At 68.5% G+C, this 16,238-nt stretch carries 19 protein-coding genes; 9 read left to right on the top strand and 10 right to left on the bottom strand.

The annotated features are described in order from the left end of the window. Positions 1-467: 467 nt before the first annotated feature. Entirely contained in the window at positions 468-797 is a 330-nt protein-coding gene (locus B9G38_RS09265; protein WP_049931936.1) for a non-histone chromosomal MC1 family protein, read from the bottom strand. Between the two features lie 343 nt (positions 798-1,140). On the opposite strand from B9G38_RS09265, the gene B9G38_RS09260 reads away from it, so the two are divergent. Then, on the top strand, positions 1,141-1,344 hold the full coding sequence (locus B9G38_RS09260; RefSeq protein ID WP_049931938.1) for a hypothetical protein: 204 nt from the start codon (positions 1,141-1,143) through the stop codon (positions 1,342-1,344). Between the two features lie 100 nt (positions 1,345-1,444). Further along, positions 1,445-2,500, top strand: a complete 1,056-nt coding sequence (locus tag B9G38_RS09255; protein WP_086220203.1) for a quinone-dependent dihydroorotate dehydrogenase — start codon at positions 1,445-1,447, stop codon at positions 2,498-2,500. 30 nt (positions 2,501-2,530) lie between these two features. On the opposite strand, the gene B9G38_RS09250 is transcribed toward B9G38_RS09255, so the two are convergent. Further along, positions 2,531-5,206, bottom strand: a complete 2,676-nt coding sequence (locus B9G38_RS09250; protein ID WP_086220202.1) for a valine--tRNA ligase — start codon at positions 5,204-5,206, stop codon at positions 2,531-2,533. Between the two features lie 72 nt (positions 5,207-5,278). Further along, positions 5,279-5,533 (bottom strand): hypothetical protein, encoded by a 255-nt coding sequence (locus B9G38_RS09245; protein ID WP_049931944.1) that lies wholly within the window; start codon positions 5,531-5,533, stop codon positions 5,279-5,281. Positions 5,534-5,872: 339 nt separating this feature from the next. On the opposite strand from B9G38_RS09245, the gene B9G38_RS09240 reads away from it, so the two are divergent. After that, positions 5,873-6,115, top strand: a complete 243-nt coding sequence (locus B9G38_RS09240; protein ID WP_049931946.1) for a ferredoxin — start codon at positions 5,873-5,875, stop codon at positions 6,113-6,115. A 223-nt stretch (positions 6,116-6,338) separates the two neighbouring features. On the opposite strand, the gene hemB is transcribed toward B9G38_RS09240, so the two are convergent. Genes hemB through B9G38_RS09230 form a run of 3 tightly spaced genes read right to left on the bottom strand, consistent with a single transcriptional unit; the run spans position 6,339 to position 8,432 of the window. After that, positions 6,339-7,319, bottom strand: coding sequence for a porphobilinogen synthase (gene hemB, locus B9G38_RS09235; RefSeq protein WP_049931948.1), 981 nt, complete (start codon positions 7,317-7,319; stop codon positions 6,339-6,341). Positions 7,320-7,366: 47 nt separating this feature from the next. Beyond that, positions 7,367-7,531, bottom strand: coding sequence for a DUF6757 family protein (locus B9G38_RS18245; protein WP_198945671.1), 165 nt, complete (start codon positions 7,529-7,531; stop codon positions 7,367-7,369). Positions 7,532-7,556: 25 nt separating this feature from the next. Then, the gene (locus tag B9G38_RS09230) at positions 7,557-8,432 is read right to left on the bottom strand and encodes a PHP domain-containing protein (RefSeq protein WP_086220201.1); all 876 of its coding nucleotides are present in this window, start codon (positions 8,430-8,432) and stop codon (positions 7,557-7,559) included. Between the two features lie 167 nt (positions 8,433-8,599). Between B9G38_RS09230 and B9G38_RS09225 the strand changes: the two genes are divergently transcribed. After that, on the top strand, positions 8,600-8,884 hold the full coding sequence (locus B9G38_RS09225; RefSeq protein WP_008585525.1) for a hypothetical protein: 285 nt from the start codon (positions 8,600-8,602) through the stop codon (positions 8,882-8,884). A 106-nt stretch (positions 8,885-8,990) separates the two neighbouring features. Here B9G38_RS09225 and B9G38_RS09220 read toward each other — a convergent pair whose 3' ends face one another. Beyond that, positions 8,991-10,040, bottom strand: coding sequence for a DUF5784 family protein (locus B9G38_RS09220; protein ID WP_086220200.1), 1,050 nt, complete (start codon positions 10,038-10,040; stop codon positions 8,991-8,993). A gap of 125 nt (positions 10,041-10,165) precedes the next feature. Between B9G38_RS09220 and B9G38_RS18050 the strand changes: the two genes are divergently transcribed. Continuing rightward, complete coding sequence (locus B9G38_RS18050; RefSeq protein WP_004599209.1) at positions 10,166-10,333, top strand: DUF5786 family protein; 168 nt, start codon at positions 10,166-10,168, stop codon at positions 10,331-10,333. Between the two features lie 114 nt (positions 10,334-10,447). Here B9G38_RS18050 and B9G38_RS09215 read toward each other — a convergent pair whose 3' ends face one another. Continuing rightward, a complete protein-coding gene (locus B9G38_RS09215; protein ID WP_049932142.1) occupies positions 10,448-11,116 on the bottom strand; it encodes a hypothetical protein in 669 nt (222 codons plus the stop codon). Further along, positions 11,113-12,057 carry an NAD(P)H-binding protein gene (locus tag B9G38_RS09210; RefSeq protein ID WP_086220199.1) on the bottom strand — a complete coding sequence of 315 codons (945 nt, stop codon included), beginning with the start codon at positions 12,055-12,057 and terminating at the stop codon, positions 11,113-11,115. Before B9G38_RS09210 ends, B9G38_RS09215 begins: the two co-directional genes overlap by 4 nt. A gap of 132 nt (positions 12,058-12,189) precedes the next feature. On the opposite strand from B9G38_RS09210, the gene B9G38_RS09205 reads away from it, so the two are divergent. The 4 genes from B9G38_RS09205 to B9G38_RS09190 all read left to right on the top strand — a co-directional run bounded on the left by B9G38_RS09205 (position 12,190) and on the right by B9G38_RS09190 (position 14,958). Further along, positions 12,190-13,125, top strand: coding sequence for an MBL fold metallo-hydrolase (locus B9G38_RS09205; RefSeq protein WP_086220198.1), 936 nt, complete (start codon positions 12,190-12,192; stop codon positions 13,123-13,125). Between the two features lie 90 nt (positions 13,126-13,215). Next, positions 13,216-13,821 carry a hypothetical protein gene (locus B9G38_RS09200; RefSeq protein WP_049931956.1) on the top strand — a complete coding sequence of 202 codons (606 nt, stop codon included), beginning with the start codon at positions 13,216-13,218 and terminating at the stop codon, positions 13,819-13,821. 7 nt (positions 13,822-13,828) lie between these two features. Next, positions 13,829-14,329, top strand: coding sequence for a hypothetical protein (locus B9G38_RS09195; protein WP_086220197.1), 501 nt, complete (start codon positions 13,829-13,831; stop codon positions 14,327-14,329). Then, positions 14,326-14,958, top strand: a complete 633-nt coding sequence (locus B9G38_RS09190; protein ID WP_086220196.1) for a YigZ family protein — start codon at positions 14,326-14,328, stop codon at positions 14,956-14,958. The genes B9G38_RS09195 and B9G38_RS09190 overlap by 4 nt, the downstream gene beginning before the upstream one ends. A gap of 33 nt (positions 14,959-14,991) precedes the next feature. Here B9G38_RS09190 and B9G38_RS09185 read toward each other — a convergent pair. Continuing rightward, positions 14,992-16,238: DNA-directed DNA polymerase II small subunit (locus B9G38_RS09185; protein ID WP_143415399.1), on the bottom strand; the 1,247-nt coding region annotated here is incomplete at its 5' end.

Genomic DNA, 16,238 nt, shown 5'->3' with positions numbered 1-16,238 from the left:
TCGGTTGAGACGAAGGTTGACACACCATTGCATTGGTCTGTGTGGTGTCCGGTCCATCCAGCGGCTTGGATGACACCGAACGACCACGGCTCACATCAGATCGCCGCTTACGCCGGAGCGCAGGGGGTGCGATCCTCATCCTTCGCGGACCTGAACGTACCGGGCGACGGGTCATAAACCCATCGAGACGGTACGGGTCCAGCGAAACCGGGCCGAGTTGAACGGCCCGAGTCCGCGTTGCGTTCTTCGCATTTCTTCGAATGCCCGGGGTATACTTAACCCCGTCGAACCAACTCCACTACGTCATGCGGTTTCATGGCGTAAAACAGTGATAACTGACCGGATCGAATCGATGTGCGGCAGCGTCTATCCGAGACGAGTTCTCTGTGCCGGTGTAGTGATCAAGCCCGGACTGTTCCGGTCGAGCAGTACCGAAAACGAGAGATCGGAACCGGAGCGTCCGGGAGCTACTCCTCGTCGAGGTACTCGATGCCCTGCTTCGAGACGTTAGCCTTAGTGATGTCGTTGAGGTCGTTGAGCCAGAAGTCGTCGTCCGCCTCGTCGACCTCGGGGGCGTTGTCCTTCCACGCCCAGCCCTCGTACTCGTGGACTTTCTGCGTCCCCTTTTCACGGAGACGGAGCGTCGTTCGTTGCGCCTCCTCCTCCGAAGGCGCCGGCTCGAGCGTTCGAGCCGCCTTGAGTGCCGCCTGACGCGGCATGTTCCCCGAGAACTCACTCGGTTCCGATCCGTCTTCCTCTCGAAGGGCAAAGTTTCGCTTACCGTCTTCACGTACCATGGTTTTGCCTCCATGTGACACCAGCACACAGTGTGTAATAAATATATCGGGGAAATGAAAGCTGTGCGGCACAACATTTATATACTGTCTCGGCCGCTGCTAGCGGTTTGGAACGCCGACGAGACGAGTTGACCGACCCGCGGAGGATTTCAGGCGGACGGCGAGCGCGAGACGGTGTTCACACGAACAGTCGGAGGGGAGTTGCCAGTCGGTCGACTAGCCGGGGAGTCGATCGGCCAAGGGAGCCGACGACGCACCCGCGCGGTTGGCTCGTCGGGCATACGAATACGCGTAAACAACACTTATGTGTCTGCTATGGCGAAGTGCGACAAGTACACCCGCGATGGTCCGCAAAAAGAAGCTCAGCCCCAGTGGCGCCAAGGACGACGAGGGGGAGTACCACAACGTCCACGTGAACCTTCACGAGGACGAACTCGCCGTCGCCGGCATGGAAATCGGCGACGAGGTGTTCGTCCGAGTCCGAGACGGGAAGATAATCATCCAGAAGGCGGACGCGAACCCGGAGCAGCTCGAACACGACTTCTGACGCGGACCCGCGGGATTTTCGTCGGCAAGGACGCCGCCGAGCGGTCGCGACGCGGACTGCGGTCGGCGGATTGATTGTCACTCGTGACGAGACACGCACGATGGGCGCGTATGACCTGTTGAAGCCAGCACTGTTCCGGCTGCCGCCGGAGACCGCACACGGACTGATCCACGGACTCCTCGGCGGCGTTCAGGGGACTCCGGTTTCCGCCGCGCTCGCCGAGCGGTACGTGGTCGGCGACGAGCGGCTCGCGGTCGACGCGTTCGGGTCGAAATTCCCGAATCCAGTGGGTGTCGCCGCCGGTTTCGACAAGAACGCACACGTGCCGCGAGCGCTGTCGTCCCTCGGGTTCGGTCACGTCGAAGTCGGCGGCGTCACCGCCGAGCGGCAGCCCGGGAACCCCCGTCCGCGGCTGTTTCGCTTGCGCGAGGACGAGGCGCTCGTCAATCGGATGGGGTTCAACAACGAGGGCGCTGACGTGGTCGGCGAGCGGCTCGATCGCGACCCGCTCCCGGACGTGCCGGTCGGGATCAACATCGGGAAGTCGAAGTCGACACCGCTCGAGGACGCCCCGGACGATTACCTGTACACGTACGAGCGCGTCGCGGACGCGGGCGACTACTTCGTCGTCAACGTCTCCAGTCCCAACACGCCGGGACTCCGCGAGCTCCAGAACCGCGACGCGCTGGAGCGGATCCTCGGGACGCTGGACGACGCGGGCGCAGACCCCCTCCTCGTGAAACTCTCCCCGGATCTTCCGGAGCCAGCGGTCGAAGACGCGCTCGGGGTCGTCGACGACCTCGATCTGGACGGCGTCATCGCGACCAACACGACGATATCGCGGCCGGACTCGGTGCGGAGTCACAACCGAGCGGAACGCGGCGGCCTCTCGGGGAAGCCGATCGAATCGCTCGCGACGGATCGGGTGCGGTTCGTCGCCGAGCGCACGGACGTGCCGGTGATCGGTGTCGGAGGGATCTCAGACGCCGCGGGGGCCTACGAGAAGATACGGGCCGGCGCCTCGCTCGTCCAGCTATACACGGGGCTCGTCTACGAGGGGCCGAGCCTCGCGCGTGACATCAACGAGGGACTGCTCGAACTGCTCGAACGCGACGAGTTCGACTCGATCGAGGACGCAGTCGGCGCGGACCTGTGAGCGGGTCGAGAGGCGAAAGGAGGGGGCGGGCTACGCCGCGTTACGCACGATGACGACGACATCGTCGGCCTGGAGCAGCTCGCCCTCGCCCTGGTACTGCCGCTCTTCTTCGACCGCGAACTCGTCGTCGACCAGCGTGACGCTCGCGACGTGAAGTTCGTCGCCGTCGATCTTGTACTCCCCCTGCGCGAGAGCGGCCTCGATGTCCCCGACCTGATTACCGTACTTCGGGCCGACGGTGGCGTAGTCGAGGTCGATGCCCGTGATCACCGTCTCGACGGGCGCGTCGCCGTCGGGGTGGACCGCGAGGTCGTCGACGTGCATCACGCCGGTAATGTCGTCCTCGAAGCCCCGCACGTCGGCGTACACCTCCACCGCGTCGAGCGCGGCGGTGAGAGGGAGCTGATTCTCGCTTTTGTACTTCCGGAGCGCGCCGACGACGGCGGTGGCGGCGGTCCCGGCGTCGCGGTCGGCCTCGATTCCGAGTGGCTCGGGCCAGTCGGCGAGGTGGATCGAGTCGCTCGCACCGTCGGCGAGCGAGACCCCTTCGGGTGTGGCCCCGTGGACCGCGTCGGCGTACATGTCGTGCCACAGCTCCTCGGTAACGTGCGCAAGGAGCGGGGCGAACAGCTTCAGGAACCGTCGGTGCGCGGTGCGGAGGGTGTATGCCGCCGCGTCGTCCTCGCGCTGTTTCGCGATCTCGAGGTAATCGTCACAGAACGTGTTCCAGAAGAAGCTCCGAAGCTCGTCGCGGGCCTTCGAGAACGCACGGTCGTCGAGGAGCTCGGTGAGCCGCTCGACCTCGGCGTCGAGCTCGGCGAGGAGCCAGCGGTCGAGCTCGCGGAGGCCTCCCTCGGGCTCGGCCGGGAACGGCTCCGGCGCGAGCGACTCGACGAGCTTCGAGGCGTTCCACAGCTTCCGGATCAGCTTCTCGCCCGCGCGGAGGTCCTTCTCCTTGAACGGGAAGTCGTCGCCGACGGCGGTGCCGGCCGCCCAGTAGCGCGTGGCGTCCACGGGGAACTCCTCGAGGACCGCCTCGGGCTCGACGACGTTGCCGACGGACTTCGACATCTTCTCGCGGTTCTCGTCGAGGACGTGGCCGTTGATCATCGTCTCCTCGAACGGGACCTCACCGGTGTGCTCGTAGCACTTGACGAGGGTGTGGAACAGCCAGAAGCTGATGATGTCGTGGCCCTGCGGTCGGAGGTCGAACCGGTACAGCTCCGGGCGCTCCATCGTGAACTCCTCGGCCTCGTCGTCCCAGTCCCAGCCGGCGTTGACGAGGGGCGTGAGGCTGGAGGTGGCCCACGTGTCGAGCACGTCGTCCTCCGGCTGGAAGGCGTCGTGCCCGCACTCGGGGCACGCGTCGACGGGCGGGTCGTCCGACAGGGGGTCGACCGGGAGGTCGGCCTTCTCGGCGATGACCTCCTCGCCGCAACCCTCGCAGTACCACACCGGGAACGGGATGCCGGATGACCGCTGACGGGAGATGAGCCAGTCCCATTGGAGCCCCTCGACCCAGTGTTCGTACCGGGTGAACATCTTCTCGGGCGACCAGTCCATCTCGCGACCGATCTCGAGGTACTCGTCCGTCTTGTCGAGCATCTCGATGTACCACTGCTCGGTGACGAGGAACTCGACGCTCGTCCCGCAGCGCTCGTGGACGTTGACCGTGTGGGTGATGTCGCGGCGGTCGAGCAGCGCGCCCGCCTCGCCGAGGTCTTCGACGATCGCTTCGCCCGCCTCGTCGGCGTGGAGCCCTTCGTACTCCCCGGCGAGGTCGGTCATGTGGCCGGACTCGTCGATGGCGACCCGGAGGTCGAGGTCGTGGACCTGGTACCACTCGATGTCGTTCTGGTCGCCGAACGTACAGCACATCACGATGCCGGAGCCGGTCTCCATGTCGACGCGCTCGTCGGCGATGATCGGCACCTCGTGGCCGAACAGCGGGACCTCCGCGGACTCGCCGACGAGGTCCTGGTTCTCGTCGTCGTCCGGGTGGACGAAGACGGCGACGCACGCGGGGAGGAGTTCGGGGCGCGTCGTCGAGATAACGAACTCGTCGGCGACCTCGTCGTTCCCGTCGCGTCCGGCGACGGTGAAGGCGATGTCGTTGAAGTGGCTGGCCTGCTCGTCGTCTTCGGTCTCGACCTGCGAGATGGCCGTCTCGCACTCGGGACACCAGATCGCGGGGGCCTTCTCGCGGTACTCCCGGCCCTGCTCGTACAGGTCGACGAACGACAGCTGCGAGACGCGCTGGACGCGGGGTTCGATCGTCTGGTACGTGTGGTTCCAGTCGACCGACACGCCGAGCGATTGGACGTTCTCGGTGAACTGCTCCTCGTAGTCGGCGCAGACCTCCCGGCACTTCGCTTGGAACTCGCGCCGCTCGAAGTCCTGATGCCGGATGTCGAGCTCGTCCTCCGTGAGCCGCTCGGAGGCGATGCCGTTGTCGTCGTAACCGAACGGGAAGAACGTCTCCCCACCGTTCATCCGCTCGAAGCGCGCGACGAAGTCCTGGAGGGTGAACCCGTACAGGTGGCCCATGTGGAGGCTGCCCGATACCGTCGGCGGGGGCGTGTCGATAGAGAAGACGGTGTTCGGGTCGACCGGGTCGTCGTCGGAATAGGCGTACGTCTCCTCGTCGACCCATCGCCGCTGCCAGCGCGGCTCGACGGCGTCGGGGTCGTACTCACCACTAGGCATTTCGGTCACACATTCCGCCGGTTCCCCCTTAACGGGCTCGGTTGTGCGGGACATCGGCGCACGCCGAGCGCTTCAGACCGTGTCGTCGAGGTCGTGGTCGGCCGCCATCTTCGACGCCTCCGTCGCGAACCGCTCGACCTCGTCCGCGGGCGTCTCCCCCAACGCGGTCTCGTCGACCTCGCGGCCGGCGGTGATCCCGCCACCGGTGACGAGCCGCTGTTCGGCCAGCTCCTTCGTGTGTATCCGCTTGCCGTCCTCAGTGGCGTAGGTGAGCCGCACGAGCCCCTTCGAGTCGAACTGCCGGTCAACGAGCCAGACCGTGGTCATACGCGGCGATCGGTGCCTGCGACGCTTAAGAAGGGCGGTCGGCCGTTGGAAACCGAGGGAGGAGGTCGGTGTCGGAGATGGGTTGCGGTGACGCGTGCCGACGAACAGCCGTCAGGCTGTGAGCCGCACGCGCGCGAGGTCGCCGGCGCTGCGCGCCGGCTGCCGGAGCATCTTCGGTTCTCGCTGGAGTCGGGAGCGAAGCGAGCGACGAGGCCGGGGCTTCGGAGGTAGTTACCGAGGATTGACCGTCGAATCTGAGTCAGTCATCGAATCAGAACCAACCGGAGCCCTACACGTCTCGTCGTCACCGCTTTGTATCGGCTCGCCGAACAGGTGAGCATGTACGTCGAGTTCGATCGCGACACCTGCGTCGGGATGTACCAGTGCGTCGCCGAGTGGGACGCCTTCGAGAAGGACCTGAACGACGGAAAGGCCGACTTAGCGGGGAGTACCGAGGAGGACGAGGACCTGTTCGTCGTCGAGGTGCCCGACGGCGAGGAGCTCGACGCGAAGTTCGCGGCGCGCTCGTGCCCGGTCGACGCCATCGAGGTGTACGACGACGACGGCGAGCAGGTGGTGTGAGCAGTTCCGGTCGCTCGATCGGTTGGGTATAAACAACAGCCGGTGTCTCGATCTGAGCGAACACCGCCGAAGCCCCGCCCCGCGGCCTCACGCCTCCCCGGCCTCGTCGGCCTCCTTTCGCGACTCCATCGCACGCGCTCCTCGCGGCCGCCGGTGGCGACCGCTCGGAGGCGCGCGCCGAGGTGGATAGTCGGGAAACGCGTCGACTCCTGCCCGAGTCTATTTATAACTGATCGGCTACGTCCTCGGCGAAGTACGTGATGATGAGGTCCGCGCCCGCGCGCTTGAGCGCCGTGAGCGACTCCAGCGCGGTCGCCTCCAGGTCGAGCCACCCCTTCTCCGCGGCGGCGTGGAGCATCGCGTACTCGCCGGAGACGTTGTACGCCGCGATGGGACGGTCGAACTCTCGCCGGAGGTCGCCGACGATGTCGAGGTAGGGCAGGCCGGGTTTCACCATCAGCACGTCGGCGCCCTGCTCGGCGTCGAGGCGGGCCTCTCGGAGCGCCTCGCGGCGGTTCGCGGGGTCCATCTGGTAGTGGCGTCGGTCACCGAACGCGGGGGCGCCGTCGGCCGCGTCGCGGAAGGGGCCGTAGAAGGCGGACTCGTACTTCGCCGCGTAGCTCAGGATGGCCACCTCCTCGTGACCCGCCGCGTCGAGCGCCTCGCGGATCGCTTTTACCTGCCCGTCGGTCATCGCGGAGGGAGCGACCACGTCGGCGCCCGCGTCGGCCTGCGAGACTGCGGTGCGCGCCAGCAGGTCCAGCGTCTCGTCGTTCTTGACGGTGAGCGTCGGATCCGACTCGGCGCTCTCCTCGATCACGCCGCAGTGTCCGTGCTCGGTGTATTCACAGAGGCAGACGTCGCCGATGACGGTGACATCGGTCTCGGCGGAAATCCGGCGGATCGCGCGCTGGACGACGCCGTCGTCCGCGTACGCCCGGCTCCCGGACGCGTCCTTCGACTCGGGGACGCCGAAGAGGATGACGGCCTCGACGCCGGTGTCGCTGACCTCGGCGACCCGGTCGACCGCCTCGTCGACCGGCACGCGCTCGTGGCCGGGCATCGTCTCGATCGGGACGCGCTCGTCGGTCGTGGCGTCGACGAAGACGGGGGCGACGAGGTCCGACGCGGAGAGGTCGGTCTCGGCGACGAGCGGGCGAACGCCGTCGGTCCGGAGGCGGCGGGGCCGGTCCGTGAGGTCCATACCGGTTGTTCGGGTCCCGCCGACTTTTAGCGTTCGTCTCCGGCCGATTACTCGGAGGACTCGACGTCGATCCGGTCGCGGAGCTCCGCGAGCTCGTCCGACTCGGCGAACTCCTCGACGCGCTGTTTGAAGTGGGACTCGCAGAGGCCGACGACCACGCCGCCCTGCTCCGCCTCGTACGTGGCCTCCCGGTCGCAGTAGTGACACCGCATACCCGGCCCTCGGTCCGGCGCGGGCTTAATCCTGTTCGTCGGGCGTCGCCGCGGCGGCGGAGTCGCCCGTCGCGGACCCGTCTGTCGGGACCGCCTCGGGGAGCCGATCGCGGACGGGCTCGAACGCCGACGCCGTCAAGCCCGCGACGCCGAGCGTCCGCTCGTGCGCGTCCGTCCCGCCCGTTCTGAGCAGGTCGGCCTCGGCGGCGAGGCGGTCGATCCGCGAGTCGTCGACGGCGCGACCGTAGGGGTAGAAACGCTCGACCGCGTCGATCGCGGCCGACTCGCGGGCGACGTCGAGCGCCTCGTCGACGCGCTCGTACCGGAACGGGTGAGCGAGGCCGACGAGCGCGCAGGCGTCGTCGAGGAGGTCGAGCCCCTCGTCGAGCGGCGTCACGTCGCGCGCGACGTAACACGGACCGTCGTTCCCGATCAGCTCGTCGAACGCCCCGGCGTAGTCGTAGGGGGCCTCCGACTCGTCGATCGCCCGCGCGATGTGCGGTCGCCCCAGCCCGGCGCGGGGCTCGATGTCGAGGTCGACGCCCAGTCGCTCCTCGACCGCGTCGAGGATGGCGGCGCCGCGCTCTCGGCGGTCGCGCTGGAGACGGTCGATCTCCGCGTCGAGCGCGTCGGTGTGTTCGACGCCGTAGCCGAGAAGGTCGAGCCGCCCGAACCCGGCGTCGACGCGGAGTTCGATCCCGCGGACGATCCGGACGCCGTCGCGCTCGACGACCGGCGCGTGTATCTCGGGGTGAACGCTGTCGTGGTCGGTGACGGCGACCCAGTCGACGCCGGCCTCGCGGGCGGCCGCGGGGACTTCGTCGAGCGTCATCGTGCCGTCCGAGAGGATCGTGTGGGCGTGGAGGTCGGCGACGACGCGGTCGTCAGAGGCGGCGGGCATACCGGCGAGTAGTCGGGCGCGCCACTAAGCGACGGCGGTTCGAGGGGACCGATCGGACCGGGCCGTCGAACCGGAGCAGGCCCGATATAAGGCAATATAAGGTATCCCCTCCGACTAAGGTCGTACATGGACAATCATTAAGAACTGCTGGCGGCTCCCTACTGTTGATGCGCTTGAACGGCGTCGACGACCGACTCGAACGGCACCAGTACCCGACCACCTCTGAGGAGATCATCGCGGCTCACGGAAACGCGACCGTAGAGCTCGCGAACGGGTCCGAGCGGCTCGGCGACGTCTTGGAGCGGTTCGGCGATCAGACGTTCGAAGACGCGGAGGACGTGTTCACCACGCTCCGGGCCGGCGTCTGTCACCGCGGCGTCGGTCGCCGGTTCTACTCGGACCGCGACCCGACCACCGACGCGGAGGACGGGCCCTCGCCCGTCTCGTTCTGAGGCGGCGAACCGCGCGGGATCCACGCACGTTTTTTTGGAACTCGATCGCGGAGCGTCGCCGATCCGCTGCGAGGGAGAGAGCTCGGCTCGGCGGAACCCCGCGAGGCTACGAGACGCCGTCGACGACCCCGGAGAGGTCGAGCGGGACCGACCCCTTCCGATAGCCCTCGATCGACCCGTCCGGCTCGGCGCGGTAGACGACCGCGGGCTTGTGACGGACCGCGGGTTCGGCCTCGCGCACGGCGGCCCACTCGTCGGCGGGAAACGACGAGCAGTCGACGAACAGCGTGACGCCGCCGGCGTGGGCCGCGAGCTGTCCGCTGGTCTTCGTCTCGGCGGTGTCGCGGACGGCGGCGACCGGATCGTTCGCGGACCGCCCCGCGGTCGGCTGCGGGCGCGTGACCTCGACGAGGTGACCGGTCCCGGTGTCGGGCTCCGTCGCGCGGAAGTCGAGCGAGTGTCCCGTCGTCACCTCGATCTCCGGGGTGACCTCGTACCCCGCGTCCGCGAGGATCCGGGCCGCGGTGAACTCGGCGATGGCCGCGCTCATCCGGACGAGGTCCCGCGAGGCGGAGGTACCGAGCTTCCCGGCCATCGTCTCGCGGTAGTCGTCGAGCACCCCAGGCTGGAGGGTCTCCTCGACGAACCCGGTCCCGGCGTCGCGGGTCGCGTCCGCGAACCCGGCCGCGTGGTCGCGGAAGAACGCCCGGCTCGTCTCCGCGCCGTCCTTCGAGCAGAACACGGGGAGAAAGAACCACGAGACGTGGGGGTACTCCGCCAGCCACGGCTCGTCGTCGTGGAGGCCGGCGAGCAGCTCCCGCTGTGCCCACCGAGAAACGGGATACGGCGCCTCGTCGAACCCGTACTTGTCCGCCCGCCAGAGCTCGCTCGGCGTCTCCGTGTTGCCCAGCCAGTACCCGACGGGACCGCCCTCGGCGCCGGCCGGCGGGTCGGCGTCGTCGTCGGTCCAGCAGAACAGCGCGAAGGAGTCGTCGTCCATGTCGAACCGCCGCGCCTCGTAGTCGGGCGGCGGCGCGAACCACGGGTCCCCGGCGGTCGACCCGAGGTTCTCGTCGAGGGGACGGCCGAGCTGCGACCGGACCCGGTCCGCGGTCCACCGGCCGGGCGAGCGCCTGAATCGGAGGGGTTGGGCCACGGGCGTTTGGTATCACGTCGCGGGGTTAATCGATTCCGGTGGACGTGGCCGAACCTTCATCATCTATGATACGTTTACCGACAGGTATATTACAGGAAACGGCCAAGTGTAGTCGTACCATGTCAATGGGTGCCTATGACGAGGCCGAACACGAGCGTCGCGAGAAGAAGACCAGCGAAGTCGACGCCGACTTCGACGCGGAGCGGCCCGAGTACTCCGGTTCCCTGACCTACGACTCGGGCGACTCCACGGAGGCACTCCTCGACAAGTTCGAAGAGCTTCAGGGGAAGTGACGCGGCCGCGGCGACGCCGCGCCTTTTAATTCCGTTCTCGAACGCCGATAGCGGTCGCGCTCTCGATACCGGCCGTGCTATTGTACCGGACTCGCTGCCGATAGCGACCGCGTCTCACGTGAGCAGGATCGCCGCGCCGCAGACGAGCGCGACCGCGATGACGTGCCCCACCACCGCGCCGAGCAGCACGGGCTCGGAGAGTAAGAACGGGACGAGCGCGAGCTGAACGAGCGAGAAGCCGATGTTCTCGGCGTCGAGCCGGCGGACGGTCGCCCGCTCCTCGGACGGGAGGTCGACGTGGACGGCGCGCCACAGGGCGACGACCGCGCTCCACCACGAGGTCCCGATGCGGTACGTCAGGTCCCAAAGGACGAGCAGCGTGAGGTAGACGACGGGAATCGGCGGGTCCGCGCCGAACAGGCGGTTGATGAGGGTCCCGTCCCACGCGAACAGGTACGTCACCAGCGCGATGAACGCCAGCACGCCCAACACGATCTCGATGCTCGACCCGAACAGCAGCCGCTTGTGTTCCGGAGGGGTTCCGAGCAGGCGGTTCTTCGCGCCCAAGCGGTGCATCTCGACGCTGCCGACCGCGGCGACGACGACGGCGACCGTCCCGGCGGCCACGGCGTTCCAGACCCCGTAGTACCACCCGAGCGCCACCACGCCCACCTCGAAGATCACGAACTGGAGCGCGACCGCCAGCGTCCGGGAGATCCCGAGCCCGGGGATGCCGCCGACGAGGCTCTCGTACACCCACGTCTCTCCGTACTCGCGGCTCACGGGCGGATCCCCCGGAGCGTCGTCAGCCACGGGCGCTGCGCGTTCGGCGAGTCGGTCAGCGCCCGGGCGACCGCGAGTTCGAACGACGTGCGTTCGATCGGGACGAGGTCCCGGATCCGGTCGTCTTCGACGATCACGGTGTTCCGGAGCCCCTCGACGAGCGACCGCGCGAGGTACGGGTTCACGTCGGTGACGAGCCGGAGCCAACGGGCGGACAGGCCCGGGCTCAACACCGGGACCCGCACGATGCGAAGCCCGCCGCCGAGCTGTCGCCTGGTCCGGCGGAGGATCTCCGCGTAGGTCAACACCTCCGGCCCGCCGATCTCGAGCGTTTCGCCGGCGGTCTCGGGCGCGGCGAGGACGCCGGCGAGGTACGCGACCACGTCGGCGACCGCGATCGGCTGGCACAGCGTGTCTACCCACTTCGGGGTGACCATCACCGGAAGCCGCCGCGCGAGCCCCGCGATCACCTCGAAGCTGGCGCTGCCGGCGCCGATGATGATCGCGGCCCGGAGGGCCGTGAGCGCCGGGTCGCCTTCCGCGAGGATCCGCTCGACCTCGCGTCGGGATCGGAGGTGTTCGGAGAGGTCCTCGCGGTCCTCACCGAGCCCGCCGAGGTAGACGATCCGTTCGATCCCCGCGGCCGAGGCCGCCGCCGCGAAGTTGGTCGCGCAGTTACGGTCCCGCTCCTCGTATCCCGGGCCGCCGTCCATCGAGTGGACGAGGTAGTACGCGGCGTCGACCGTCTCGCCGTCGATCTCGAACGCCGGGGGGAGCGTGTCCGGTTCCAAGAGGTCCCCCTCGACCACGGAGACCCTCTCGGGCGCCGCGTAGCCGTCGGCGTCGCGGACGAGCGCGACCACGTCGTGGCCGCGCGAGAGGAGCGTCGGGACGAGGCGGCTCCCGACGAACCCGGTCGCACCGGTGACGAGCACTCGCATACCGTCCCCTCGGGCGGCGCGACCATAAGCCCCGTCCCGCGCGATCGCCGCCGACCCGTGAGACCCGGCGCTGAGCGTCGCGGTCGGCCTGCGGACCGATCGCTAGAAGTGCCCCCGGGTCCCTCGTCCGGTATGCGCGCAGGCGAGTTCGAACCGGTCCGGGGCGTCGAGGACCTGTACGTCCACGACACCGGGATGTTCGCTACCGACGAGTACGGCGCCGTCTACGTGTACGACGCCGAGCGACCGATCGTGATAGACACCGGGACGGGGGCGAACCGAGAGGCCCTCTTCGAGAGCATCGAGGCGATCGGCATCGACCGCGACGAGCTCGCGTGGATCCTCCCGACCCACGCCCACCTCGACCACGCCGGCGGGGCGGGATACCTCGCCGAGCGCTACCCGAACGCGGAGGTCCGAGTGCCCGAGGAGGGAGTCAGACACCTCGTCGACCCCGAGGCGCTCGTCGCGGGAACCAAGTCGGCGGTCGAGGGGCAGTGGACGTACTACGCGGAGCCGGAGCCCGTCCCGGAAGACCGGATCGCGGGCGTCGCCGGCGGAGACCGGATCGATCTGGGCGACCGCGAGCTGATCGTCCACGATGCGCCCGGGCACGCCCCCCACCACGCGGTCTACCACGAGCCGGAGGCGGACGTGGTCTTCACCGCCGACGCCGCCGGGATCTACGTCCCAGAGGTCGACGACGTGGTGCCGACGACCCCGCCGCCGCAGTTCGACCTAGAGCAGTGCCTCGAGGACCTCCGGCTGATCGAGCGGCTCGGCCCCGACACGCTCTGCTTCGGACACTTCGGACCCCGGAGCTACGAGTCGACGCTGATCGGTGAGGCGAAGCGGGCGTACGTCGAGTGGGTGGAGGCGGTCCGGCAGAAGCGCGCGGAGCTCGACGACGACAACGCGGTGGTCGAACACTTCGAGGCGGCGAGTCGCAACGTCGACTACTGGACTCGCGAGCGAGCGCGGGCGAACACGGGGCTGAACGTTAGAGGAGTGTTGACGTATCTTGACCACGTCGACGAGATTCCGGCGGCGGACGTCGGCGAGGAGTAGTCGAAGGCGTCGGCGAGGAGTAATCGAGGGGCCAGCGACGGCGGACCCGAGAGAAACGCCCTAAACCCCGCCGCACGTAGCGGGGAGCAGATGGGTATCTTCGACACGATCCGGGCCGTGCTCGGGACCAGCGCCGAGACCGACGCGACCCGCGAGGCGGACCCCGAGGACCTCTTCGGGATGTCGACCGCGTATCTGACGATGCAGGCGGACCTCGGGTACGACCACTGCGGCGAGGCCGCCCTGTGTTTCTCCGGCATGGACAGCACTCGCTTCGACGACGCGGTCGAGAGCGTCGAGTCGATCCTAGAGGCCGGCGAGATCGACACCGGCACCGGCTTCCACCGGTACGAGGACGACCACGGGTACCAGTGGTTCGTCCTCGAGGACGACGACCCCGAGGACCTCGTCACGAGCGTCCACTTCGCGGCCGACCAGTTCATCGAGGAGGGGTTCGGGTCGCGGCTGCTCGCGGCCGTGTTCGGCTTCGAGAACGACGACGGCCCGGCCTACTGGATCTACTCGTTCCGGCGCGGCGCGTACTACCCGTTCGCGCCGCGGGGGACGAACGACCGGAGCCAGCAGGTCGAGTTCAAGCTCCAGTCGGTCCTCGACGGCGAGCTCGGCTTAGAAGACGACGAGTCGTACTGGTACCCGCTGTGGCCGGACGCGCGCGGGAACCACCCGTGGGAGTGAGGACTCGATGAGCGCTGACACCGCGCTAGGCGGGGCGGACCCGAGTCGAGATGAGGGGGCCGCCGGCCGCGACACCCCGAGAAAACGCCTCCTCCGGTGGGTCGCCGTCCAGGCCGCGGTCGTCGCCGCGGCGGTCCACCTCCTATGGGCGTGGCCGCGGCTCGGCTCGCCCCCGGACGCCCGCCCGTACCTGTTCGTCGCCGGGAGCGCGCTCGCGGTGGCCGTCGCGGTCGCGACGCTGCGGGCCGGCGAGTACCGCCGACTGTACGCGCTCGGCGCGGGAACGCTCGGAACGTTCCTCGGCGGGTTCCTCGCGTGGCACGGGACGGGCGCGGCCGCGGCGCTGGCGGCGGAGCCGCTCGCGGTCGTCGCGGTGATCGTCGAAGTCGTCGGATTCGCCGCCTACCTCGCGCTGTTCCGGCTCGCGCCGCCGACGAGCGTGGTCGTCGAGCGTCGCGAGGCGGACGGAGCCGAAGGAGAGCCGGAGGCCGACGGGGGGACGCCGTGACCGACGCGTACCGGACCGTCGCCGAGCGCGCGACGGCGCGGTTCGAGGTCCAGGGGTCGGAGTTCCTCGGCCACGTCGCGCCGGTCGACACGGTCGAAGCGGCGGAGTCGTTCGTCGAGGCAGTCCGAGACGAGTACGCCGACGCGACCCACAACGTGCCCGCGTACCGGGTTCCCGCGGGCGAGCCGTCCGAGCGCGCTCGGGGGTCGGAACCGATGCTCAGGGAGTACTCGTCAGACGACGGGGAGCCGACCGGCTCCGCCGGGAAACCGGCCCTGAACGTCCTCCAGCAGCGCGAGATCCGGAACGTCGCCGCGGTGGTGACGCGCTACTACGGCGGGACGAACCTCGGAGTCGGGGGGCTCGCGCGCGCTTACTCGCGCGCCGTGAAGGAGGGTGTCGACGCGGCGGGAGTGACCGAGGAGCGCCCGCACCGAAGTCTGGTCGTCGAGACCGAGTACGACGACTCGGGGACGGTCCGGGGGGTGATCGAGTCGTCCGGCGTCGAGTTCGACGCCGACTACGGCGAGCGGGTTCGGTTCGACCTCCGAGTGCCCGTCGCGCAGGTCGACGCGCTCCGCGAGCGGCTCAACGACGCGACGAGCGGGCGGGTAAAGATCGGTCGATAGCGGTCGGGAGGGGCTCGTTCGTTCCGGGCCGATTTACGAGAACTTCCGGACCGTCATGTCGAGCGTGTCGAGGTCGAGGATCGGCGCGTAGCCGGCGTCGGGGTGGATGTTGACTGACTTCTGGAAGTCGGTCTGGGCCTGCCAGCAGCCGGAGTTGACCGCGAGGACGTTGTGATACTTTCCCCAACCGAGCTTGTGGACGTGGCCGGTGTGGAACACGTCGGGCACGTCCTCGATGACGAGGTAGTCGCGCTCCTCCGGCGCGACGCGGGTGTGCCCGCCGAACTGCGGCGCGACGTGACGCTTCTTCAGCAGCTGGTACATCGCCTTGTGCGGTTCGTCGTAGCTCGCCTTCTCTTCCGGGAGCTCCGCGATCACCTCGTCGAGCGAGACGCCGTGGTACATCAGCACCTCGACGCCTTCGACGGAGACCGTCGCCGGGTTCGAGACGATCCGCGCGTCGTGGACGTCCATGATCGCGCGGATCTCGTCGTTGAACCCGGGCTGCGGCTCCGCGAGCCGGACCGCGTCGTGGTTGCCCGGGATCATCACGATCTCGGTGTCCGCCGGTACCTCCTTGAGGTGTTCCGCGAAGGCCTCGTACTGCTCGTAGATGTCGACGATATCCAGCTCCTCGTCCTGGTCCGGGTAGACGCCGACGCCCTCGACCATGTCGCCCGCGAGCAGGATGTACTCGACGGGGTCGGCCTCGGGCGTGTGGAGCCAGTCCGCGAAGCTGTGCCACGCGTCGGCCATGAATTCGTCGCTGCCGACGTGGACATCGGAGATCAGCGCGGCCTGGACGTGACGGTCGGCGCCGCCAGGGTTGTGCGTCCGGGGGACGTCCGGGAAGTGGAGCGAGTCCGCGAAGAGGATCCCGGCGTCGTCGGCGAGCGTCCCCTCGACCGCGACGCACTCGTCTAACAGGATTTCGTCGACGACGTCCGCGAGCCCCTTGTCCTTCATCACGAGGGCGGGGAACGTCCCGGTGGTGTCCTCCAGTTCGACCAGCCAGTGGCCCGACTTCGTGGAGCGCACGTCGTTGACGAGGCCGATCATCGCGGCGTCGCTACCGCCGGGCATGTTCGCGATCGCTTCGGCCGGTCGGTGGTTGACGCGGCCGCGGAGGACCTTCGAGAGCCGCTCATAGCGGTCGCGGAACGTCGTGACGAAGTCGCTGTACTCGCCGGTTCCCGTGCTGCGGCCGGTCATGGTGTTGCCGACCCCCAGATCGCCCACGTCCAGGCCCCGTTGGGGGACGGCAGCGGTCTGGGCTGCGG

The sequence above is a fragment of the Halorubrum sp. SD612 genome (genome assembly GCF_002135005.1).
The sequence above is the reverse complement of the archived record's forward strand: the minus strand, read 5'-3'. Positions and strand labels throughout refer to the sequence as shown.